The sequence below is a fragment of the Pontiella desulfatans genome, from assembly GCF_900890425.1.
Taxonomy (GTDB): Bacteria; Verrucomicrobiota; Kiritimatiellia; order Kiritimatiellales; family Pontiellaceae; genus Pontiella; species Pontiella desulfatans.
Map to the genome: position 1 here is coordinate 2,763,351 of NZ_CAAHFG010000001.1, position 17,179 is coordinate 2,780,529.

Genomic DNA, 17,179 nt, shown 5'->3' on the forward strand with positions numbered 1-17,179 from the left:
CGGCCAGACCGGCATCTCTACAGGTGTTCTTATGGCGTTCATGCTCTCGCTTGTAATAACATTCCCCGCGATGGCAGTGGATCTCACTGATTTGGGCGGTTTCGCTGTCTCAGACCTTCGCTGCGAGGACCTCGTAGATCCGATAGGAATTGATATCCTTAAGCCGCGACTCTCATGGCGGATGCTGTCCGGAGAGAACGGCGCAACGCAGTCAGCGTACCATGTGCTTGTTGCGACTTCCCCCGGGCTTCTCAAGGAGGGTTCTGCAGATCTCTGGGATTCGGGAAAAGTGAACACCAACCAGAGCCAACACATCATGTATGCCGGCAAAAACCTTTCACGCGGAATTCCGCATTACTGGACGGTGCGCATATGGAACGAAAAGGGAGATGTTTCTTCATGGGGCAACTCCGCCGTCTGGACACTCTTCAATATGACATCCAATAAGGATTGGCAGGCTAAGTGGATCACTGATGGAAGTAGTTCTCCCTGGTTGCGTCATTCGGCAGAACTTACGGTCCCTCCGGAGAGGGCGTATATCTATGTCAATGCCCTCGGGTACTTCCAACTTTTCATCAATGGCAAAAGAGTGGGAAACGATGAGTTTGCGCCGCATGTGGGCCAATATAACAAGCGCACTTTTTGCATTACTTATGACGTGACAAAATATCTAAAGCAGGGCGGCAACGCCATCGGTTTCTGGATGGGGAGCGGCTGGAACCAGGGTGGTGCGGGCCTGAAAACAGCCCCTTCTGTACGGGCGCAGCTTGAGATGGCAGATGCGAACAGGGAAATAACGACACTCATTACCGATGAGACCTGGCGAGCAAAAGCCAGCTCCCTGGCCTATCGGGGCAAGTGGAAAACGAATAATTACGGCGGCGAAGTACATACCGCCTCCCAGGACCAACCCGACTGGGCTAATTCCGATTTTGATGATAGCGCCTGGCCCAGGGCCAAACTGGCCAAGGTTGCTGATACCCCGGTTTCCTCGGAGATGCTCCAGCGCAATCGTGTTATTGAAACGATCACTCCCGTGAAGGTGACAAATCTGACAAACACAACGTGGCTTGTCGATATGGGCAAAGCTATGACCGGCACTTTTGAGATCACCTTTCCCAAGGCTGCCAAGGGGCACAAGGTGTCGATGCAGTTTGGCGATTCATACACCCCGGACAAGAATGGAGGTATCTCCAAGCTCAATAGTTTCAGACAGGCAAGCGAGTACATCTGTAGGGGTAACGGTGTCGAAATGTTTAAGAACCGTTTCAATTATGCCAGTTGTCGATACATCCTGATCCGAAACGCCCCCGAGGGAAGACTCACTACTGAGGACATTAAAGGATACTTCATTACAACGGATTTACCTAAGGCAAGCACCTTCAACTGTTCCGATGAGACTCTCAATGGGATCTATACGATGGTGGATCATACCCTGCGATGTCTTATGCTTGGTGGCTATCAGGTGGATTGCCACTCCCGTGAACGTAATGGCTACGGTGGCGATGGTCAGTCTTCTTTGGACACTACCCTCTGTTTTCTTCGATCTGATGCATTTTACCGTAAGTGGACCAGAGACTGGCTTGATGGCCAACGCAACGACGGCGGGTTCACCTATACATCGCCTGCTTCCGGACATGGTGGCGGACCCTTCTGGTGCGGGTTCCTCACGGCAGCGACCCTGAAGCACTACCATCACTACGGTGACATTTCTCTGGTAAGACGCAATTATCCAGCGATCAAAAAATGGTTCGAACTGGCACAGAGCAAAACGGTCAATGACCTGCAACAAAAGTTCTGCGGCGGCTGGTATCTTGGCGACTGGGCCTCGCCAAAGGGAGTCGATGACAAAGGAAACGCCGAGGTCTTCATCCATGCCTATATGTCCTACGCCCTGGAGCAGGCGGCCAAGTTGGCTGATGCCCTGGGAGAGATCGCTGATGCCAGGATGTTTCGAGAGAGGGCCGCTGCCCGGAATGTTGCGACACACAGCAAGTTTTTTGATCCAAAGGGCAGGAAATACGGCAGTGGTGATCAGGTGACCTATGTCATACCCCTGATGGCGGGAGTTGTTCCAGATGAGTTGCACGATGAAGTTTTTGACGGTTTTGAAGAAACCCTGATCGAGAAGAATAAAGGGCATCTCTCCACTGGACTTTCGGGTACTTACATGATGATTCAGTATCTGCAGAGCATAGACCGGGATGATCTTATCTATAGTTTTTCCTCAAAGAGAACCTACCCGTCCTGGGGCTATATGATCGAAAATGGTGCGACTGCAACCTGGGAGTATTGGGATGGTAAATTATCCCGGATTCACAACTGTTACAATAACATTGGATCCTGGTTTATCGAAGGGCTCGCAGGCATCCGTCCCGACCCTAAAAAGCCAGGATTTCAAAACGCCATCATCAAGCCTGCTTTCATTAAACAACTCAGATATGTCAATGGCAGTCACGACTCGGTCTATGGTCGGATTGAGAGCAACTGGAAGCGCCAGGGCGATGCCATTATCATGACGGTGAAGATTCCCGCCAACTCGACGGCGACCGTCTACGTACCTGCCGGTTCAGTCGACGATGTCACCGTGAACGGGCTGGCTATCAAGAAAGCTGAACATGTGACATTCAGGAGAATGGAAAGAAATAGAGCCGTCATAAAGGTTGGCGCAGGTAGCTATGAGTTTTTGTGCAGACAACTTCAATAAAGTTGCAGAACAAGGCAATCGAGGGTATTTGCACTAACGCGCAAAACCCTCATTGCAAGCGTTCATATGGCTGAAGTACTGGCAACAGGGCAAACGACCGAGGCGGAACCAACTTCAGCCATAAGGTCTAGCCTGGAGATGTAAATGATGCACTACTTGAAATTTACTTTTGTAACGACGGCGATTCTGTTGGTGGTGGCTTCTACGATTGCTGCGGCCGAACCAGCGGATACCAACTATGATGAAAAGAAGGTTCCACCGTACGAACTCCCCAAACTCCTGATTGACAAAGCGGGTCAGTCAGTCGGACGAAGCGAATGGGATTCGCATCGACGAGCGGAGATCCTTCATCTCTTTGAGGAATCGGTATATGGCAAGACGCCCAAGCGACAACTGAGCGTACGGTACGAAGTGATTGATTCGGACGCCAATGCCTTCAATGGCCGCGCAACACGTCAACAGATTGCTGCATTCTTTGGTGAAAAACAGTATCGAATCGACATTCTGTTATACATTCCCAACAAGACAAAGGGCCCGGTTCCCGCCTTCCTCGGCATGAATTTCTACGGCAACCATACTATCCATTCCGACCCAAAGATAATCCAGCGAGGGAAGAAAAAGGCCCGAGGTTCGTTTTCAAAACGCTGGCAGGCCGAGTTGATTATCGATCACGGATACGCACTTGCGACTATCCATAGGGATCAGGTCGATCCCGACAACTATCGAAATGGTTTTACTGACGGCATTCATCCTCTGTTCTATGCCAACGGTCAAAAGAAACCCAAACCGGATGAGTGGGGTTCAATCGGAGCTTGGGCCTGGAGCTTGTCACGCGTTCTCGACTATTTGGAAACAAACAAACAGGTTAATGCATCACACGTGGCGGTGATCGGACATTCACGACTCGGAAAAACGGCGCTTTGGGCTGGAGCGCAGGACCCCCGATTCGCCATGGTGATCAGCAACAATTCAGGCTGTGGCGGAGCGGCTCTCTACCGGCGTTGTTACGGTGAACGAATTCACCACATGTTCAAACCGCTTGGCTATTGGTTTTGTACCAATCATCGACAGTACCAAAAGAAAGAACACGAACTGCCGGTGGATCAGCACATGTTGTTGGCACTTATTGCGCCTCGGCCACTTTACGTTGCCAGTGCCACGGCCGATCGTTGGGCTGATCCCAAGGGCGAGTTTCTTGCTGCGAAACATGCTAGTCCGGTCTATGATCTTTTTGATACGTCTAGCCTGTCAGGGCACGAGATGCCCAAGCCCGACCAACCGATTCACAGCACGATTGGCTATCACCTCAGAACTGGAAAGCACGACATGACCGCCTATGACTGGCGCCAATACATAAAGTTTGCAAACCGCTTTCTGAAACAAGAATGACGTGCTCCTACCCCACTAAAACAAAAGATCCTGGGGTGCGCGGCGTCATGGATTTAGGTGACATGACATAGACGCCGTCCTCTTGTTACTCTTATTTTTTAAGGATGCGCCACAATCAACGCATCAACAAGCAGTCGGGCAAAGCCCGGCACACAACAATAGGATCGAGGCTATTTTGACAACGCCCAATTTTAAGGCGAATTAATTTGCAAAAAGCCTCATCCAGACCGATCGACTTAAGGATAAAACAAGTATGACTGATTTTGCGCAACTACATAGAGATGTGGTATTCAACAGGTCTGGTGGTCAGATCATCTGGGAACCACGATAACCATCTCTACGAAGACTACAGTCCGCTGAAACGTATGCGCAGATGAACGATGCAACGGTCCAATGGAAGGACGAAATAAACTTTTTTATCCAAATGAATTTATTGGGGTCATACCAACCGGAGAATAATTATGAAATGTGTACTAGGAATACTGTTGCTGAGCGCTTCACTAACATATGCCGGAGACTGGAACCCCCTTTTTGACGGTTCATCCCTGAACGGTTGGAAAGCTAGCGAAACTCCGGGGTGCTTCAGCATCGTCGATGGCAATACCCTGCAGGTTAAAGGCGGTCGCTCCCACCTTTTCTGGATAGGAACCGATTCCATCCCCGGCGAATTCACCGATTTCGAGTTCAGTGCGAAGGTCAAAACCACGCCCGGCGCCAATGGAGGCGTATTCTTCCACACGGAATACCAGGAAACAGGCTGGCCAACCCACGGCTATGAAGCCCAGGTGAATTCAACCCACAAGGACAAGCGCAAGACCGGCAGCATCTATGCGGTCCAAGACGTCCTGAACGATGCGCCGTCCAAAGACGGCGAATGGTTCGATTTTCTAATCCGCGTTAAGGGCAAAACTATTACCATTTCAGTTGATGGAAAAGTCGTTAACGAATTCACTGAACCGGCCGACGTCCAACCCTTGGAAAAATTTAAAGATCGCAGACTCAGCTCCGGCACCTTTGCGCTTCAGGGCCACGACCCGAAAAGTATCACCTACTACCAGGACATCAAGGTCCGCACCCTGAAATAGATATGAATACTCCAGAGAAACCGAAACAATTAGTGCCCGCAAAGCCGCAAAGAAACAAAGGTTATAGATCCAAATTACTTCGCGCCTTCGCGTCGTCGCGGTCATTTTACCTTAAGCTCAGTTGCATGGCCATTGCACTGTTCTCATTATCCACTACGCTACACGCTGCCTCTTCAGAACCGGAGTGGCAGATCATAAAAACCAAGTATCCGACCAAAGATGTGGTTATTGCCGGATACAATGTGGAAGATTTCGGCGCGAAAGGTGACGGGAATGAAGACTGCACCAAGGCCTTCCAGAATGCGCTGAATGCGATGAAGGAAGCCGGCGGCGGAACGGTCTTTGTGCCGGAAGGAAAATATACGTTTAAAGGGAGCCTGGAAATTCCCCCGTCGGTCACGCTTCGCGGGGATTGGAAAGAGCCGACCAAAGAGGAGCCCGGTGTACGCGGAACGCTTCTGATGCCGCTGGGCGGAAAAGGCGATCCCGACGGTACGCCCTTCATCTCTGTGGACTACTGCGGGGGTATTATGGATCTGAACATCTGGTACCCGGCACAATCTCCGCTGAAGCCGGATCCTTACCCGTGGACATTGATCCAAAAAGGCGGAAATAACGCCACCTTCGAAAACCTGACGCTGGTGAATCCCTATCAGGGCATCCGCATCGGCCCCGGCGCAAACGAACTCCACCTCGTCCGCAATGTCTACGGCACCCCGCTTAAAACCGGCATCCAATACGATTCCACCACGGATATCGGCCGACTGGAAAAAATCAATTTTTCGCCGCGTTGGTGGTGCCAGAGCAAACTCCCCGAAGCACCGCGTAAAATCGACTGGATCAAAAAGAATGGTACGGCCATCCATATGCTCCGCTCCGACTGGGAATATGTCGCCCATGTTGAAATCGACGGTTACAGCCGTGGCTATTTTATCTCGGAAGGCGTACGTGGTGCGGCCAACGCCCAGTTTTATAATCTGAGCATTCGAAACTGCGGGACGGCCTTGGAAGTGGAAAAAACCAACCCCTTCGGCATGGTGTTCACGGAGTGCTCTTTTGACGGAATCGATCACGGCGTCCTGCTGGATGAGAAATTTAAATCCGCCGTCATGTTCTCTTCTTGTATTTTTAGTGGCATAGACGCGATCTTATGTAATGGAGACGGCAGTATCCTGCTGGACCAGTGCCGTATACTGCGCGGAAACATTCAACTGAAAAATGGGGCTCATTCCATTTTGGGTTCGGCACTGGAAAATCGAAGCAGTCAGATTCAGATTGAAAAACAAGTAATCGGTGTGATTCTCGCGGGCAACACCTATCCCAGCTCCCTACCCGCTATCCGAAACAATGCGAAAGATTCTGTCCTTCAAAATTCAGACGAAAAACTACCGCTCAACCCGATCCCTGATTACCCCGTCGATTTTGTGCAACCCTTTGTCCCGCCACGGGTGGATATGGTGGTGGTTCCAACCTCTGGAAGTGACGACACGCAGACCATCCAAACCGCAATCAATGAACAAGCCCGAAAAGGCGGGGGCATCGTCTTTCTTCCCGGCGGTGACTATCGGATTAAAGGTCACCTGAACATAGCAGGCTGCGTTGAACTGCGTGGCATTCATGATGTTCCCCATCACACCATGGGTGCGGGTAGTGTGCTGCACATCTATCCCCAGGATGACGCTCCCACTATCACAATGGAATCGGCCAGTTGCATGCGTGGACTCTCCTTTAACTATCCGGAGCAGAGCATTAATGATGTAAAGGAATACCCCTTTCTGATTCAAGGGCGTGGCAGCGATATCTGCATCATTAACGTCAATGCGTCCAACCCCTTTAAATTTATCGATTTCATGACGCACCGCTGCGATAACCATTTTATCGACTATCCCTCCGGCGCACCTTTCATGATCGGCGTTGCCGTTGGCGGCGGCAGCCGAAACGGCGTGGTGCAAAACATGCAGTTCAACCCGCACTACTGGTCCCGGGTCCCGAATCGCAACCCGCTCTATGCCAACAGGACGAAAGCTGACATCAAAAGCGGAACCGGCGGCCTGTTTTGGACGTATCAGAAAGAAAATATGGACGCACTTGTGGTTGGCGATACCGCAAACCAGTTCCTCTACCAGAACTTTGTATTCGGCTCGCTCTACGGTATCCATTTTGTCGAGCAGGGCGGTAAAGGCGCGATCAACTGTATTAGCCACGGCCACGGAACCGACGGCTCTAAAATCGGTTGCTATTTTGAATATGGTCACGGCGAAATTTATATGATTAATTCCGAACTCGTCGCCATGTCCTCGCAGAACAAAACCGCCATCAAACTCGGAGCTGGTTTTAACTCCGAAGCCACGCTGATCAACAGCATGGTATGGGGCCGCACCGACCTGCTGGCCGAAATCGAAAACGGCACGCTCACCCTGCAAAACATGCGCGCCTATCGGCATGGGAAAGGCCTCCTGCTCAAGGGCGGAAACGTGTACGCCGCCAACCTCACCTTCAGCAAGCAAGGCAACCACTTCCACACCATGGACGGCAAGGCCGAACTGACCGGTGTCATTACCGTGGGACCGTTCGAGACATCGGGCGCTCTACTGGAACCTAACCATGTAATCGAACGGCCGGCGCGCAGAAAAAAATAGGGACCGATTGCCAATAAGGTAGCCGTCTCGATGAACGCCCACGCGAGATAGCGATTGCCGTTCTACGAGTTGTTGCAGCCCTTCTTTTTCCCGTTCGAGCTGCATTCACTTTTCACGGGTTCCGGCAACGAGGCAGGAAGCCTCATCTACCGCCTAATCTTCATATTTGTTTGCCGTTGGCAAATTCCTGAACCAAAAGAAATACAGCGCCACCGAGCAGACCAAGAAAATGCTTATGCTCCATGCAAATTCCGCACCGAGGTTTCCTAGCACCAGTTGAATGGGGAGAAGCATCAGCAGGAAATACCAAACGACGGCAAAGGGAAGGCTGATCAAATCGTCCCGATGCTCTTTCTTCATGGTCTTGAGCGTTTCTTCATCAAGGTATTTGTGGAACTTACCCCACGAACCGAACGGCTTCGTCTTGAGGAAGAAGTTCTTAGAGACTTCGTGATCCGTCGGCTTGGTTGTCAAGGTGCCGACGAGTACGCCGATGATGCCGAACAGGGCAACCGTAATAAATGATCCGATATCGCCCCGGATAAATCCTTCAAGGTCGCCGCAGTCAATGCCGAAGCGATCGATGATAATGCTACCGAGATTGAAATCGGAAATCTTCATGGAAATCGCGCAGAGCATGCCGGCAATCATGCCGCCGGAAAATCCCCATCCGTTGTAGCGAGCCCAATAGAACTTAATAAATCCGGGAACCATGAAGCCGAGACCCAGCCCCATCATGAGGAATCCCCAGATCCCTTCGATCCGCTGCACATTCAGGGAAAATATAAATCCAATGATGCCGATTAGGAAGGTGAAGAACCAGCTGGCGCGGATCAGTTCCTTTTGGGTTGCCTTAGGCCGCGCGTAGGCCTGATAGAGGTCCCGGGTCAAAAACCCAACTGCAAAGTTTACATTGGAATCGAAGGTCGACATGCAGGCGGCAAGGAGCGCGATAAGGATCAGCCCTTTCAGCCCGTTGGGTATCATATTGATAATAACCACAGGAAGCAGCCGTTCCCCGTTCACACCGCCGTCATAATTAGTCAGCATCAACTTTCCTTGCCAGTCATCCCCAAGGCTGCCCTTCAGCGTTCCAATCAGCTCTTTGGAATGCTTTTCGGGATTCTTCTGGATATCGAAAACCTTCTCTTTCCATTGGGCCGCTTCAACACCGCCATATTCCGCCTTAATCGCAACAGCGGCTTCGTTCAGCACGCTCTGGTCGGGAATCTTCTGGCTGATGAAGTAGATGCCGAGGATAGCGCAACCGATCATGAGCGGCCAGCGCACCGTCATCAGGCTGGTCCACATGAGGGTGAGGATTCCGCATTCGCGGTCATTACGGGCACCGAAAAATTTTGGATCTCCGCCACTGCCAAACCCGTCAATCACAACCGCCTTGAAAAGATAGAACATGGCCAGAATATAGATAAACCTATAGTTCTCGTATCCGGCGGGCATTTCGGATTTCCATGCCGGAACGGCACTCATCCAATTGCTCATTCCCGACACCTGTTCGGCCAAGGCTGGGAACCCTTCGCCACCCCAGGTTTTACCGAGCGCCATGACCGTGATAACGATCGATGCGACGATGATGATGCCCGACTGGATAAGGTCGGTGAAGACCACCCCGTAGAATCCGCTCATGGCGGTATAGGCACACGCTATCCCGATAATGATGAGCGAGCACCACACGGGAGACAGGGGCAGGAACATAGAAAAGAATATTCCAACCGCAACCGAAAGGTAGGTAACCATTCCGATGATGAAGATCGGCACCGCAATGGCGGTCACGATCCGTGAAGCCTGCCCAGACGGTCCGGAGCCAAACCGAAAGATCGACCACTCCGCCCCGGTAATGCAACCGCTGCGCCGGTGCCATTTCCCCGTCCACAACATCACAACGGCCATATGGATACAAATCCCGCCCCTTATTTCGATGAACAGCGCCTTGGGTCCCATGATGAAAAGAAGCGAAATGATTAACGCGGTTCCGGCAATATCAACAAACTGCGCCGTCCCCGAGATGCCCAAAAGCCACCAGGGCATCTTCCGCCCTCCGATGAAATAGTCTTCGATGCTCTCCGACGCCTTGCCTTTCAAGTAGATGCCAAGACCGATCAGCACCGCCAAGTAAAGCCCCATGAGAATATAGTCAATCGCTCCAAAACAACCCATTAGTCCGCTCCCATTACCTTTACAAACAACACATCTTTTTTAATTCAAGATAGAAACATCGGGGGTGGAAAAACCTGCTCCACCGCCCTTCATCTTTCCACCCTCTATTTTTTTACCTTGATTTCTTTTCCATCAGTGAATTCGCCGGAGAGAATATTGCGCCCCGGCTTCTGGCTGCCGAACAGGACGGGCTTCATGCTGACACCGTCGATCTGGTAGTCGGCCGCTTCAGGTAAAAGCCCATGCCGATTAGAACCAGTACGTAGAAAATCATGAACGCGTAGTCCAACTCTCCTATCCTCTTCTTAATTCACAACGATCCATAGCGTGGAACCGGTCGTGGTTCCACATTGGGACAACCCTTTAAGCCTTATTTCGTAAATTCTCCAAACGGGCGCTCTTCAAACTGAAGCAATGCTTTTGAAAGTTCCTTCATCATGCGCTGGGCCACTTCCGGATTCTGTTCGTAGATGTTGTCGTTTTCTTCCGGATCGGTCTTGAGGTTGTAGAGCTGGTCGGGGTCGAAATAGTGCGGATTGTGGCTCGAGGCATAGTGACCGAGGTGCCCGTTACGCGTCAGGTAGGGACGATCCAGCTTAGCGCCTTCGAAGCCCTTGAACTTTACGCCGCGGTCGATTTTTTTCTGGAGTTCTTCCGGATAGCGCACGGCGATATATTTCCAGTCCTTGGTTTTCACGCCGCGCGAATGCCCCATTTCGCCGAAAAGGACATTGCGCACCGGCTTCTGGCTGCCGAACAGGACGGGCTTGATGCTGAGGCCGTCCATCTGATAGTCGGCCGGCGGCTTGATCCCGCAGAGATCCAGAATCGTCGGGGCAAAGTCGATGTTGCCGACGATGCCGTCGTAATTTGTGTTGGGCTTAATCTTCCCTTTCCATTGAAGCACCATCGGGACGCGCATGCCATAGTCGTGCAACGTGGCTTTGCCGTGGCGATAGGAACCGTGGTCGGACACGAAGACAATCAGCGTATCCTTTTCAAGGCCGAGCTTCTTGATCTTGTCGATGATGGCGCCAACACCGTCGTCGAGCCAGAGGGCATAGGCCTGCTTATCCTTAAAGCCCGCCTCGCGATTACGCTTGAGCACGTCTTTGCGCAACGGCATGACATCGAAGCCCTCCTTCACGAAGCCTTCGCCGGTTATGCGCGGATCGGCTTCGAGCGAAACCTTGTTCTTCCAGGGCGCGGGTCCGTGGTGCAGCGTGGTGGAGAAATAGAGGAAGAACGGCTCGTCCTTGCTCTCCTCCAGAAATTGGAATGCTTTGCTTACGCTCCAGTCGAGATTGTGCACGTTCAGCGCGTCGTTTCGCAACTCCTTTAGGTTGGCGCAATAGTACCCATCGACATAATCGAAGCCATAGGGTTTCATGGCCTCGCACCACTTTTGATGGTTACTGCGCATCTTGGCGCTGACTTCCGGGTCAGCGGGATCGGCGTCTTGCGCATAGCGCTCGAAGCCGGTTTTATCCCAGTTGCCGTTGATCCACTCATGGTTGATCAAGTGGCTTTTGCCGACAAACCCGGTTTTGTATCCACTTTTTTGCAACACCTTCGGCAGGTTCCAGCGATCCGGCTCCAGCTCGCCAATATTCTCCACCTGCGTCTGATCGCCCAGCGGATGCTCGTGCATGAAACGTTCGCCCGTGCAGCGCCCGGCATAGCGTCCCGTCAGGAAGCTGTAGCGCGAGGGCGAACAGACGGTGGAGGTGACGTTGAAGTCGGAGAGGAAGAGTCCGTCCTTGGCCATCAGGTCGAGGCGCGGCGTATGCACCTTGCCACCCATGAAGCCAATCGAGTCCCAGCTCTGATCGTCGGTCAGGATGAAAACAACGTTGGGCTTCTTCGCGGCAACCGCGAAAGAAACCAACCCAATGCATGTCCACGTAAGCAGTCGTTTTTTCATATTCGTACTCCTGGTTTAGGGCAAGAATTCGATCGTGATGATCTTCTTCTTGGTGATGTCTAGATTCACCGCACCGTTGGCATCCAGCGCAAGCTCTTCGGTTTCGAGATCGACGAGGCGCGCCTTGCTCCAGGCTTTCCCGGTATCGGCGGGTAGCGCAAAGTTGGCGGCCGGTCGCGGGCAAGCAGCTGGAGCACCTGCATCTGGAGGGCAGAGAGCTCGCCGACCGCCTTTTCCGGATGGGCGCAGAATTTCTGCATTACCGATGGCTGTCCTGCCGAGACCGCGACGGGTCATTCCCCCGCGGTGTCGGCCTCACTCAGGAACTTCGTAAACCTCACGCAATCTCAGCAATTCCTTTTTCAGCTCGGCGATCTTGGCGGCATATTCCGGATTTCCGTAGACACTGTTCATTTCCTCCGGATCTTTTTCGATGTCGAACAGCTCCCACTCCTCGCCATTGGGAACACCCTTTCCGTAGAACCGGATGAGCTTGAAGCGACCGTTAAACACGCCTTCATGGCGTCGTACGTTATGTATGGCCGGATATTCGTAGTAGTGATAGTAGAGCGATTCCCGCCAGTCCTTAGGCGTCTTTCCCTCAAGCAAGGGAACCAGGCTCCTTCCTTGCATGTCGTCCGGAACGGGCGCACCGGCCAGATCAAGGAAGGTTTCGGCAAAGTCGATGTTCTGCACCAGATCGGTGTTCACCGAACCCGGTTTGATATGCCCCGGCCAATAGGCGATCAGCGGCGTGCGGAACGATTCCTCGTACATAAAGCGCTTGTCGAACCAGCCGTGTTCGCCCATATAGAATCCCTGATCCGATGAATACATCACGATCGTGTTTTTATCCAAACCGGATTCGGCGAGATAGTCGAGAACACGCCCGATGTTTTCATCAAGGCTTGCGATGCAGCCGAGGTAGTCTTTCATGTAGCGCTGATAGCGCCATTTCACTCCTTCGGGGGTTTTCAGCCAGGCCTCTCCCTTCGCAAGGATTTTCTGGTTGCTCGCCTCGCGGGCATCATCCCAAACTTTGCGCTGTTCGGGGGTCATGCGGAAATAGGCCCCGAATTCCCAGCCGCCGGCCGGCGGGAAGGGTTTTCCCGCAGCAATCATCTTTTTCTTTTCCGCTTCGTATTTTTCCCACGACTTCGGCGTGTAGAGCTTGAGGTCTGATTCCAATCTCATTTCATCGCGGATCGTCATGGTCGCGCTGTGGGCCGCGACGCCGCGGGTGGCATAGTCGTCGAACAGGCTATCCGGCTCGGGGATGAAGAGATTCTCGTACATGCCCACATGGCGCGACGCAGGCATCCAACTGCGGTGCGCGGCTTTGTGGTGTATCATCACCATGAACGGCTTATCCTTGTCCCTCCCGCTATCCAGCCACTTGAGCGCCTTATCGGTGATGATGTCGGTTACGTAGCCCTCTTCCGTATACCTGCCCTTGTCACTGATGAAGCTGGGCTGGTAATAATCGCCCTGCCCTGGCAGCACCTCCCAATGGTCGAAGCCCTGCATCTTTCCGTTCAGATGGATCTTTCCGATCATCGCTGTCTGGTAGCCGTTTTTCTGCAGGATTTTCTGAAACTGCTGCTGGTTGTGGTTGAAGCCTCCTTGATTATCGATCTTGCCGTGGAGATGGCTGTGCTTCCCGGTCAACAGCGTGGCGCGACTCGGCGCGCAGATGGAATTCCCGACATAGCAACGGTCGAACAGCATGCCTTCCTTTGCAATGCGATCAAGATTCGGCGTCGGGTTCAATTTCTGTAATCGGCCGCCGTAAGCGCCGATGGTTTGAATGGAGTGATCGTCCGAAAAGATCCATACAATGTTCGGACGGTTTTCAGGTGCAGCTTGAAGCGCCATCGCGGCACCTGCTCCCCACAATACGATTGTTCTCAAAATGACCTTTTTTAACATGATGTACTCCTTTGGTTTTTTTATCCGTTCTTTGCCGACTCTTTTCGCTCTACCAGGCGCTGGTGGAGCCGCTCCCTGGTTTCGGCATATTCCGGGTTGGCGGCCAGATTACGGATTTGTTTCGGATCCTTATCCATATCAAAGAGCATGAAACCTTCCTCGTATTTCTTCGTGGCAGAATACCACATGTATGCCCACTTGCCGCTCCGCAGACCATAGCCGCCCTCGACCTGAATGAACGCGTCCTGTCGCCCGAAAACCGCTTGAGGCGTATTCAGTAATTCCGCGAGGCTCAAACCCTGCGTGCCCGTATCGGCAGGCAGCCCCGCCAGCTCTACAACCGTAGGATACAAATCAACCAGTTCCACAAAGTGGTCGCATTCAACGGCGGAGGCCGATTGCCCCGGGGCTGAGATGATTAAGGGCACACGCGTCGATTCCTCCCACAACTTACTCTTTGCCCACGCGTTATGTTCACCGAGGAGATATCCATGGTCGGATACAAAAACAATGATCGTATTTTCCCGTAGCCCCAATCGATCCAGTTCGTCCAACACACGGCCGACCATGCGATCCATGTAGCTGACCGACCCGTAATAACCGCGTCGAATTTTTCGGCGCTTGGTTCGATCCGGCTGCATGTCGTTGCCATTCGCTTGCGCGGGGATATCCGCCTTGGCGTACTCAGCAACGCTTGGCGCTTTCATCTCGCGATAGTCATACTGCGCGAAATCCTTCTCAGGGGCTACATAGGGAGCGTGTGGACGGAGGAAACCAACACCTAGAAAGAATGGTTTTTTATCCACGGCGCGGGCACGCAGGAGTTCGATTGCCCGATCGGCACTCATGCCATCGGCGAGCAAGCGGTTGTCGTCGGCGGTTTCCACAACGACTTGGTCACTCCCTTGGTGGTTGCCGGGGATCATCAGCTTTTTTATACCGGGCTTGCGCCGCTTCCACTCCTCGCGTAGCTCCGGGTATTTGGAGGTCGAGTCCTCCCCCGTCAAATCCTCCGCCTTCCCCGGGGTAAGCGATTCCATGGCATGCAGGTTGTACACATAATCCCAGGACGGCGCATGATCCGAGGCCGACAAGCCGCCCATCACTTCACCAGGGACGCCCAGATGGTAGATCTTGCCGGCACGGCCTACCCAATATCCATTGTCCCGAAACAGCCGTGGTAAGGTTATTCGATCCTTCTTCACCTTGCCGCCGTTATCCAATACACCGTTTTTATCGGGATATTGCCCAGTCATGATCGACGCACGCGATGGACCGCAAATCGGATACTGGCAATAGGCGCGGGTGAATGAAACACCGGTCTTCGCCAATTTATCTAGATTCGGGGTCTTGCACTGCGGATGCCCATATCCGCTCAACGCGGTGTTAAGGTCATCGGCCATGATGAACAACACGTTGGGTTTTGCTGCAACCGCGATGGTTTCAATAGCCAGCGTCGCCAGCATCATGGCCGACAGGACAGTACCTAACATAGCTCGTTTCATATCATAGACTTTATCTAGACAATGCTTTCCAATGGTCCCCAGCCCTCGCGCGGTTCACGCCAGGCGAGTTCATTGATCTTCGGGTCATTGACGATCTCGCCGGCTTCGTTGAGAACGAGCTTTTTCCCGGCGCGAGCGCAGAGGTTGCCCAGCTGGATATTGGCGGTCATGGGGCCAGAATAGGAAAAGTTGGACTGGCTGAACTCGCGCGGCGTTTCGCCGCGGCAGGCCATCAAGAACTCCGCGTGGTGGCCCGGCGAACGTTCTAGCAGCTGCTCGGGTCGCCCGAACGCGCGGCGTTTCGCTTCCGGAATGACGCGCGGGCTCTCCCAGTAGTCGCCCTGCACCAGCATCTTGCCCTCGGTACCGACAATCAGATTGCCGGTCTGTGGAAGCTTCGCGCCATCCACCTTCAGTTCCTCAGGAGTCTCGGGCATGTAGGGTTTACCCTTTTTATTCTTACCCTCGTACCAATAGGTCGCGAAGCCGGGGCGGCCGTTGGAAGCCCGGTAGGTGCTCTTAACCACCATGCCGGCGGGATACTGATCGGTTACGGGACCAGTCATTTCGAGCGGCTCGGCCGTCGCTGCGTAGCCTGGATTCATGATGCTATAGATGCCGTCGGTGGTATGGCAGGCCATGTCTCCCAGCGCGCCGGAACCGAAGTCCACGAATCCACGCCACGTACCCGGATGGTACGTCCCGCGCAGTTTCCCATTTTTCTTTGGTTTAGCTTCTGCGTTTGGCCCCGCGAAGGGGCGCATCGCGGCGGGGCCGATCCACGCGTCCCAGTTCAAATAATCCGGCACCGCATCCGTATAGTTCGGTTTGTCGCCGCCCTGTGGCCAGACGGGTCGGTTGGTCCAGGTGTGGAATTCCTTCACGTCGCCGATGGCGCCGCCCTTGATCAGCTCATACGCAACACGCCAGCCCTGCATCGAATGGCCCTGGTTACCCATCTGGGTCACCACATTCTTCTGTTTTTCATAGGCCGCGGTCAACAGCTGCGCCTCGCGTACCGACCACGTCAGCGGCTTTTCCGTATAGCAATGGATGCCCATGGAGATCGCGGTCATGGTGGGCGCGAAATGGGAATGGTCCGGCGTAGACACAAACACAACGTCAATCTCCTTGCCGTGCCGCGTGAACATCTCCCGCCAGTCCGTGTAGCCCGACGCGCCTTGCCATCCCTCTTTGCCAAGAACACCGTCCCACGTCTGTTTATCCACATCGGCGAACGCTACGCACTGCAGCCCCGCCTCATGGCATTCCCGAGTATGAATTTTGGCTTTTCCGCCAACCGCCACGAACGCGACCTGTAGTTTTTCATTCAGCCCTTGAGCGCGGACAATCGACGGGAAGCCAACGGTCGCCGCAGCCCCCGCTTTGATAAAATGGTGTCGATCGAATTTCATGTAATGATCCTTGTTTGATTTCGATTCTAAATTTCCTTATGGGAAGACATGTTCCCACTGCAGAGAAAACAGAATGCCAGAGAACGATGGTCGTGTCATGTCACCGAAATCCATTACACCGCGCACCCATAAATAATTTCGGTTTTTTGGCCGAATGACCCAACGCAATGCCGGTATATTTGGCGACGGCCTCGGCGCGGGAGTGAACCTGGAGTTTTTCATAGATACGGCGAAGGTCGGTGTTTACCGTGTTCACTGAAATATCCAGTTCATCGGCGATTTCTTTACATAAACGGCCGCGCGCAAGACCCCGCAAGATCCTGAATTTTAAAACCGCAGAAGAGATGTTCATTCAGGAGCTGGCGGCATGAAGCACTCGCAATCGAGAAAAGTTGGGCATTTTAATTT

Annotated in this window: 11 protein-coding genes; 4 read left to right on the top strand and 7 right to left on the bottom strand. The window is 53.0% G+C overall.

The window, feature by feature from the left end; genetic code table 11:
- Window positions 1-31 precede the first annotated feature (31 nt).
- The 4 genes from E9954_RS09750 to E9954_RS09765 all read left to right on the top strand — a co-directional run bounded on the left by E9954_RS09750 (window position 32) and on the right by E9954_RS09765 (window position 7,820).
- Window positions 32-2,707: a family 78 glycoside hydrolase catalytic domain gene (locus E9954_RS09750; RefSeq protein WP_168442127.1), complete on the top strand. Its 2,676-nt coding sequence runs from the start codon at window positions 32-34 to the stop codon at window positions 2,705-2,707.
- Window positions 2,708-2,851: 144 nt separating this feature from the next.
- Window positions 2,852-4,096, top strand: a complete 1,245-nt coding sequence (locus E9954_RS09755; protein ID WP_222847126.1) for an esterase family protein — start codon at window positions 2,852-2,854, stop codon at window positions 4,094-4,096.
- Window positions 4,097-4,557: 461 nt separating this feature from the next.
- Window positions 4,558-5,181 carry a 3-keto-disaccharide hydrolase gene (locus tag E9954_RS09760; RefSeq protein WP_136078993.1) on the top strand — a complete coding sequence of 208 codons (624 nt, stop codon included), beginning with the start codon at window positions 4,558-4,560 and terminating at the stop codon, window positions 5,179-5,181.
- Between the two features lie 125 nt (window positions 5,182-5,306).
- Complete coding sequence (locus E9954_RS09765) at window positions 5,307-7,820, top strand: glycosyl hydrolase family 28-related protein (protein WP_168442128.1); 2,514 nt, start codon at window positions 5,307-5,309, stop codon at window positions 7,818-7,820.
- A 153-nt stretch (window positions 7,821-7,973) separates the two neighbouring features.
- Here E9954_RS09765 and E9954_RS09770 read toward each other — a convergent pair whose 3' ends face one another.
- From E9954_RS09770 to E9954_RS09800, 7 genes are all read right to left on the bottom strand, one after another.
- Window positions 7,974-9,998: a sodium:solute symporter family transporter gene (locus tag E9954_RS09770; RefSeq protein ID WP_136078995.1), complete on the bottom strand. Its 2,025-nt coding sequence runs from the start codon at window positions 9,996-9,998 to the stop codon at window positions 7,974-7,976.
- Between the two features lie 370 nt (window positions 9,999-10,368).
- Complete coding sequence (locus E9954_RS09775) at window positions 10,369-11,922, bottom strand: sulfatase family protein (protein WP_136078996.1); 1,554 nt, start codon at window positions 11,920-11,922, stop codon at window positions 10,369-10,371.
- 15 nt (window positions 11,923-11,937) lie between these two features.
- Window positions 11,938-12,219 carry a hypothetical protein gene (locus E9954_RS09780; RefSeq protein WP_136078997.1) on the bottom strand — a complete coding sequence of 94 codons (282 nt, stop codon included), beginning with the start codon at window positions 12,217-12,219 and terminating at the stop codon, window positions 11,938-11,940.
- Between the two features lie 18 nt (window positions 12,220-12,237).
- Window positions 12,238-13,851, bottom strand: a complete 1,614-nt coding sequence (locus E9954_RS09785) for a sulfatase family protein (RefSeq protein ID WP_168442129.1) — start codon at window positions 13,849-13,851, stop codon at window positions 12,238-12,240.
- 20 nt (window positions 13,852-13,871) lie between these two features.
- Window positions 13,872-15,344, bottom strand: coding sequence for a sulfatase (locus tag E9954_RS09790; RefSeq protein ID WP_168442130.1), 1,473 nt, complete (start codon window positions 15,342-15,344; stop codon window positions 13,872-13,874).
- A 26-nt stretch (window positions 15,345-15,370) separates the two neighbouring features.
- Window positions 15,371-16,771, bottom strand: coding sequence for a Gfo/Idh/MocA family protein (locus E9954_RS09795; RefSeq protein WP_136078999.1), 1,401 nt, complete (start codon window positions 16,769-16,771; stop codon window positions 15,371-15,373).
- A 100-nt stretch (window positions 16,772-16,871) separates the two neighbouring features.
- Entirely contained in the window at window positions 16,872-17,123 is a 252-nt protein-coding gene (locus tag E9954_RS09800) for a response regulator transcription factor (protein WP_136079000.1), read from the bottom strand.
- Window positions 17,124-17,179: the final 56 nt, after the last annotated feature.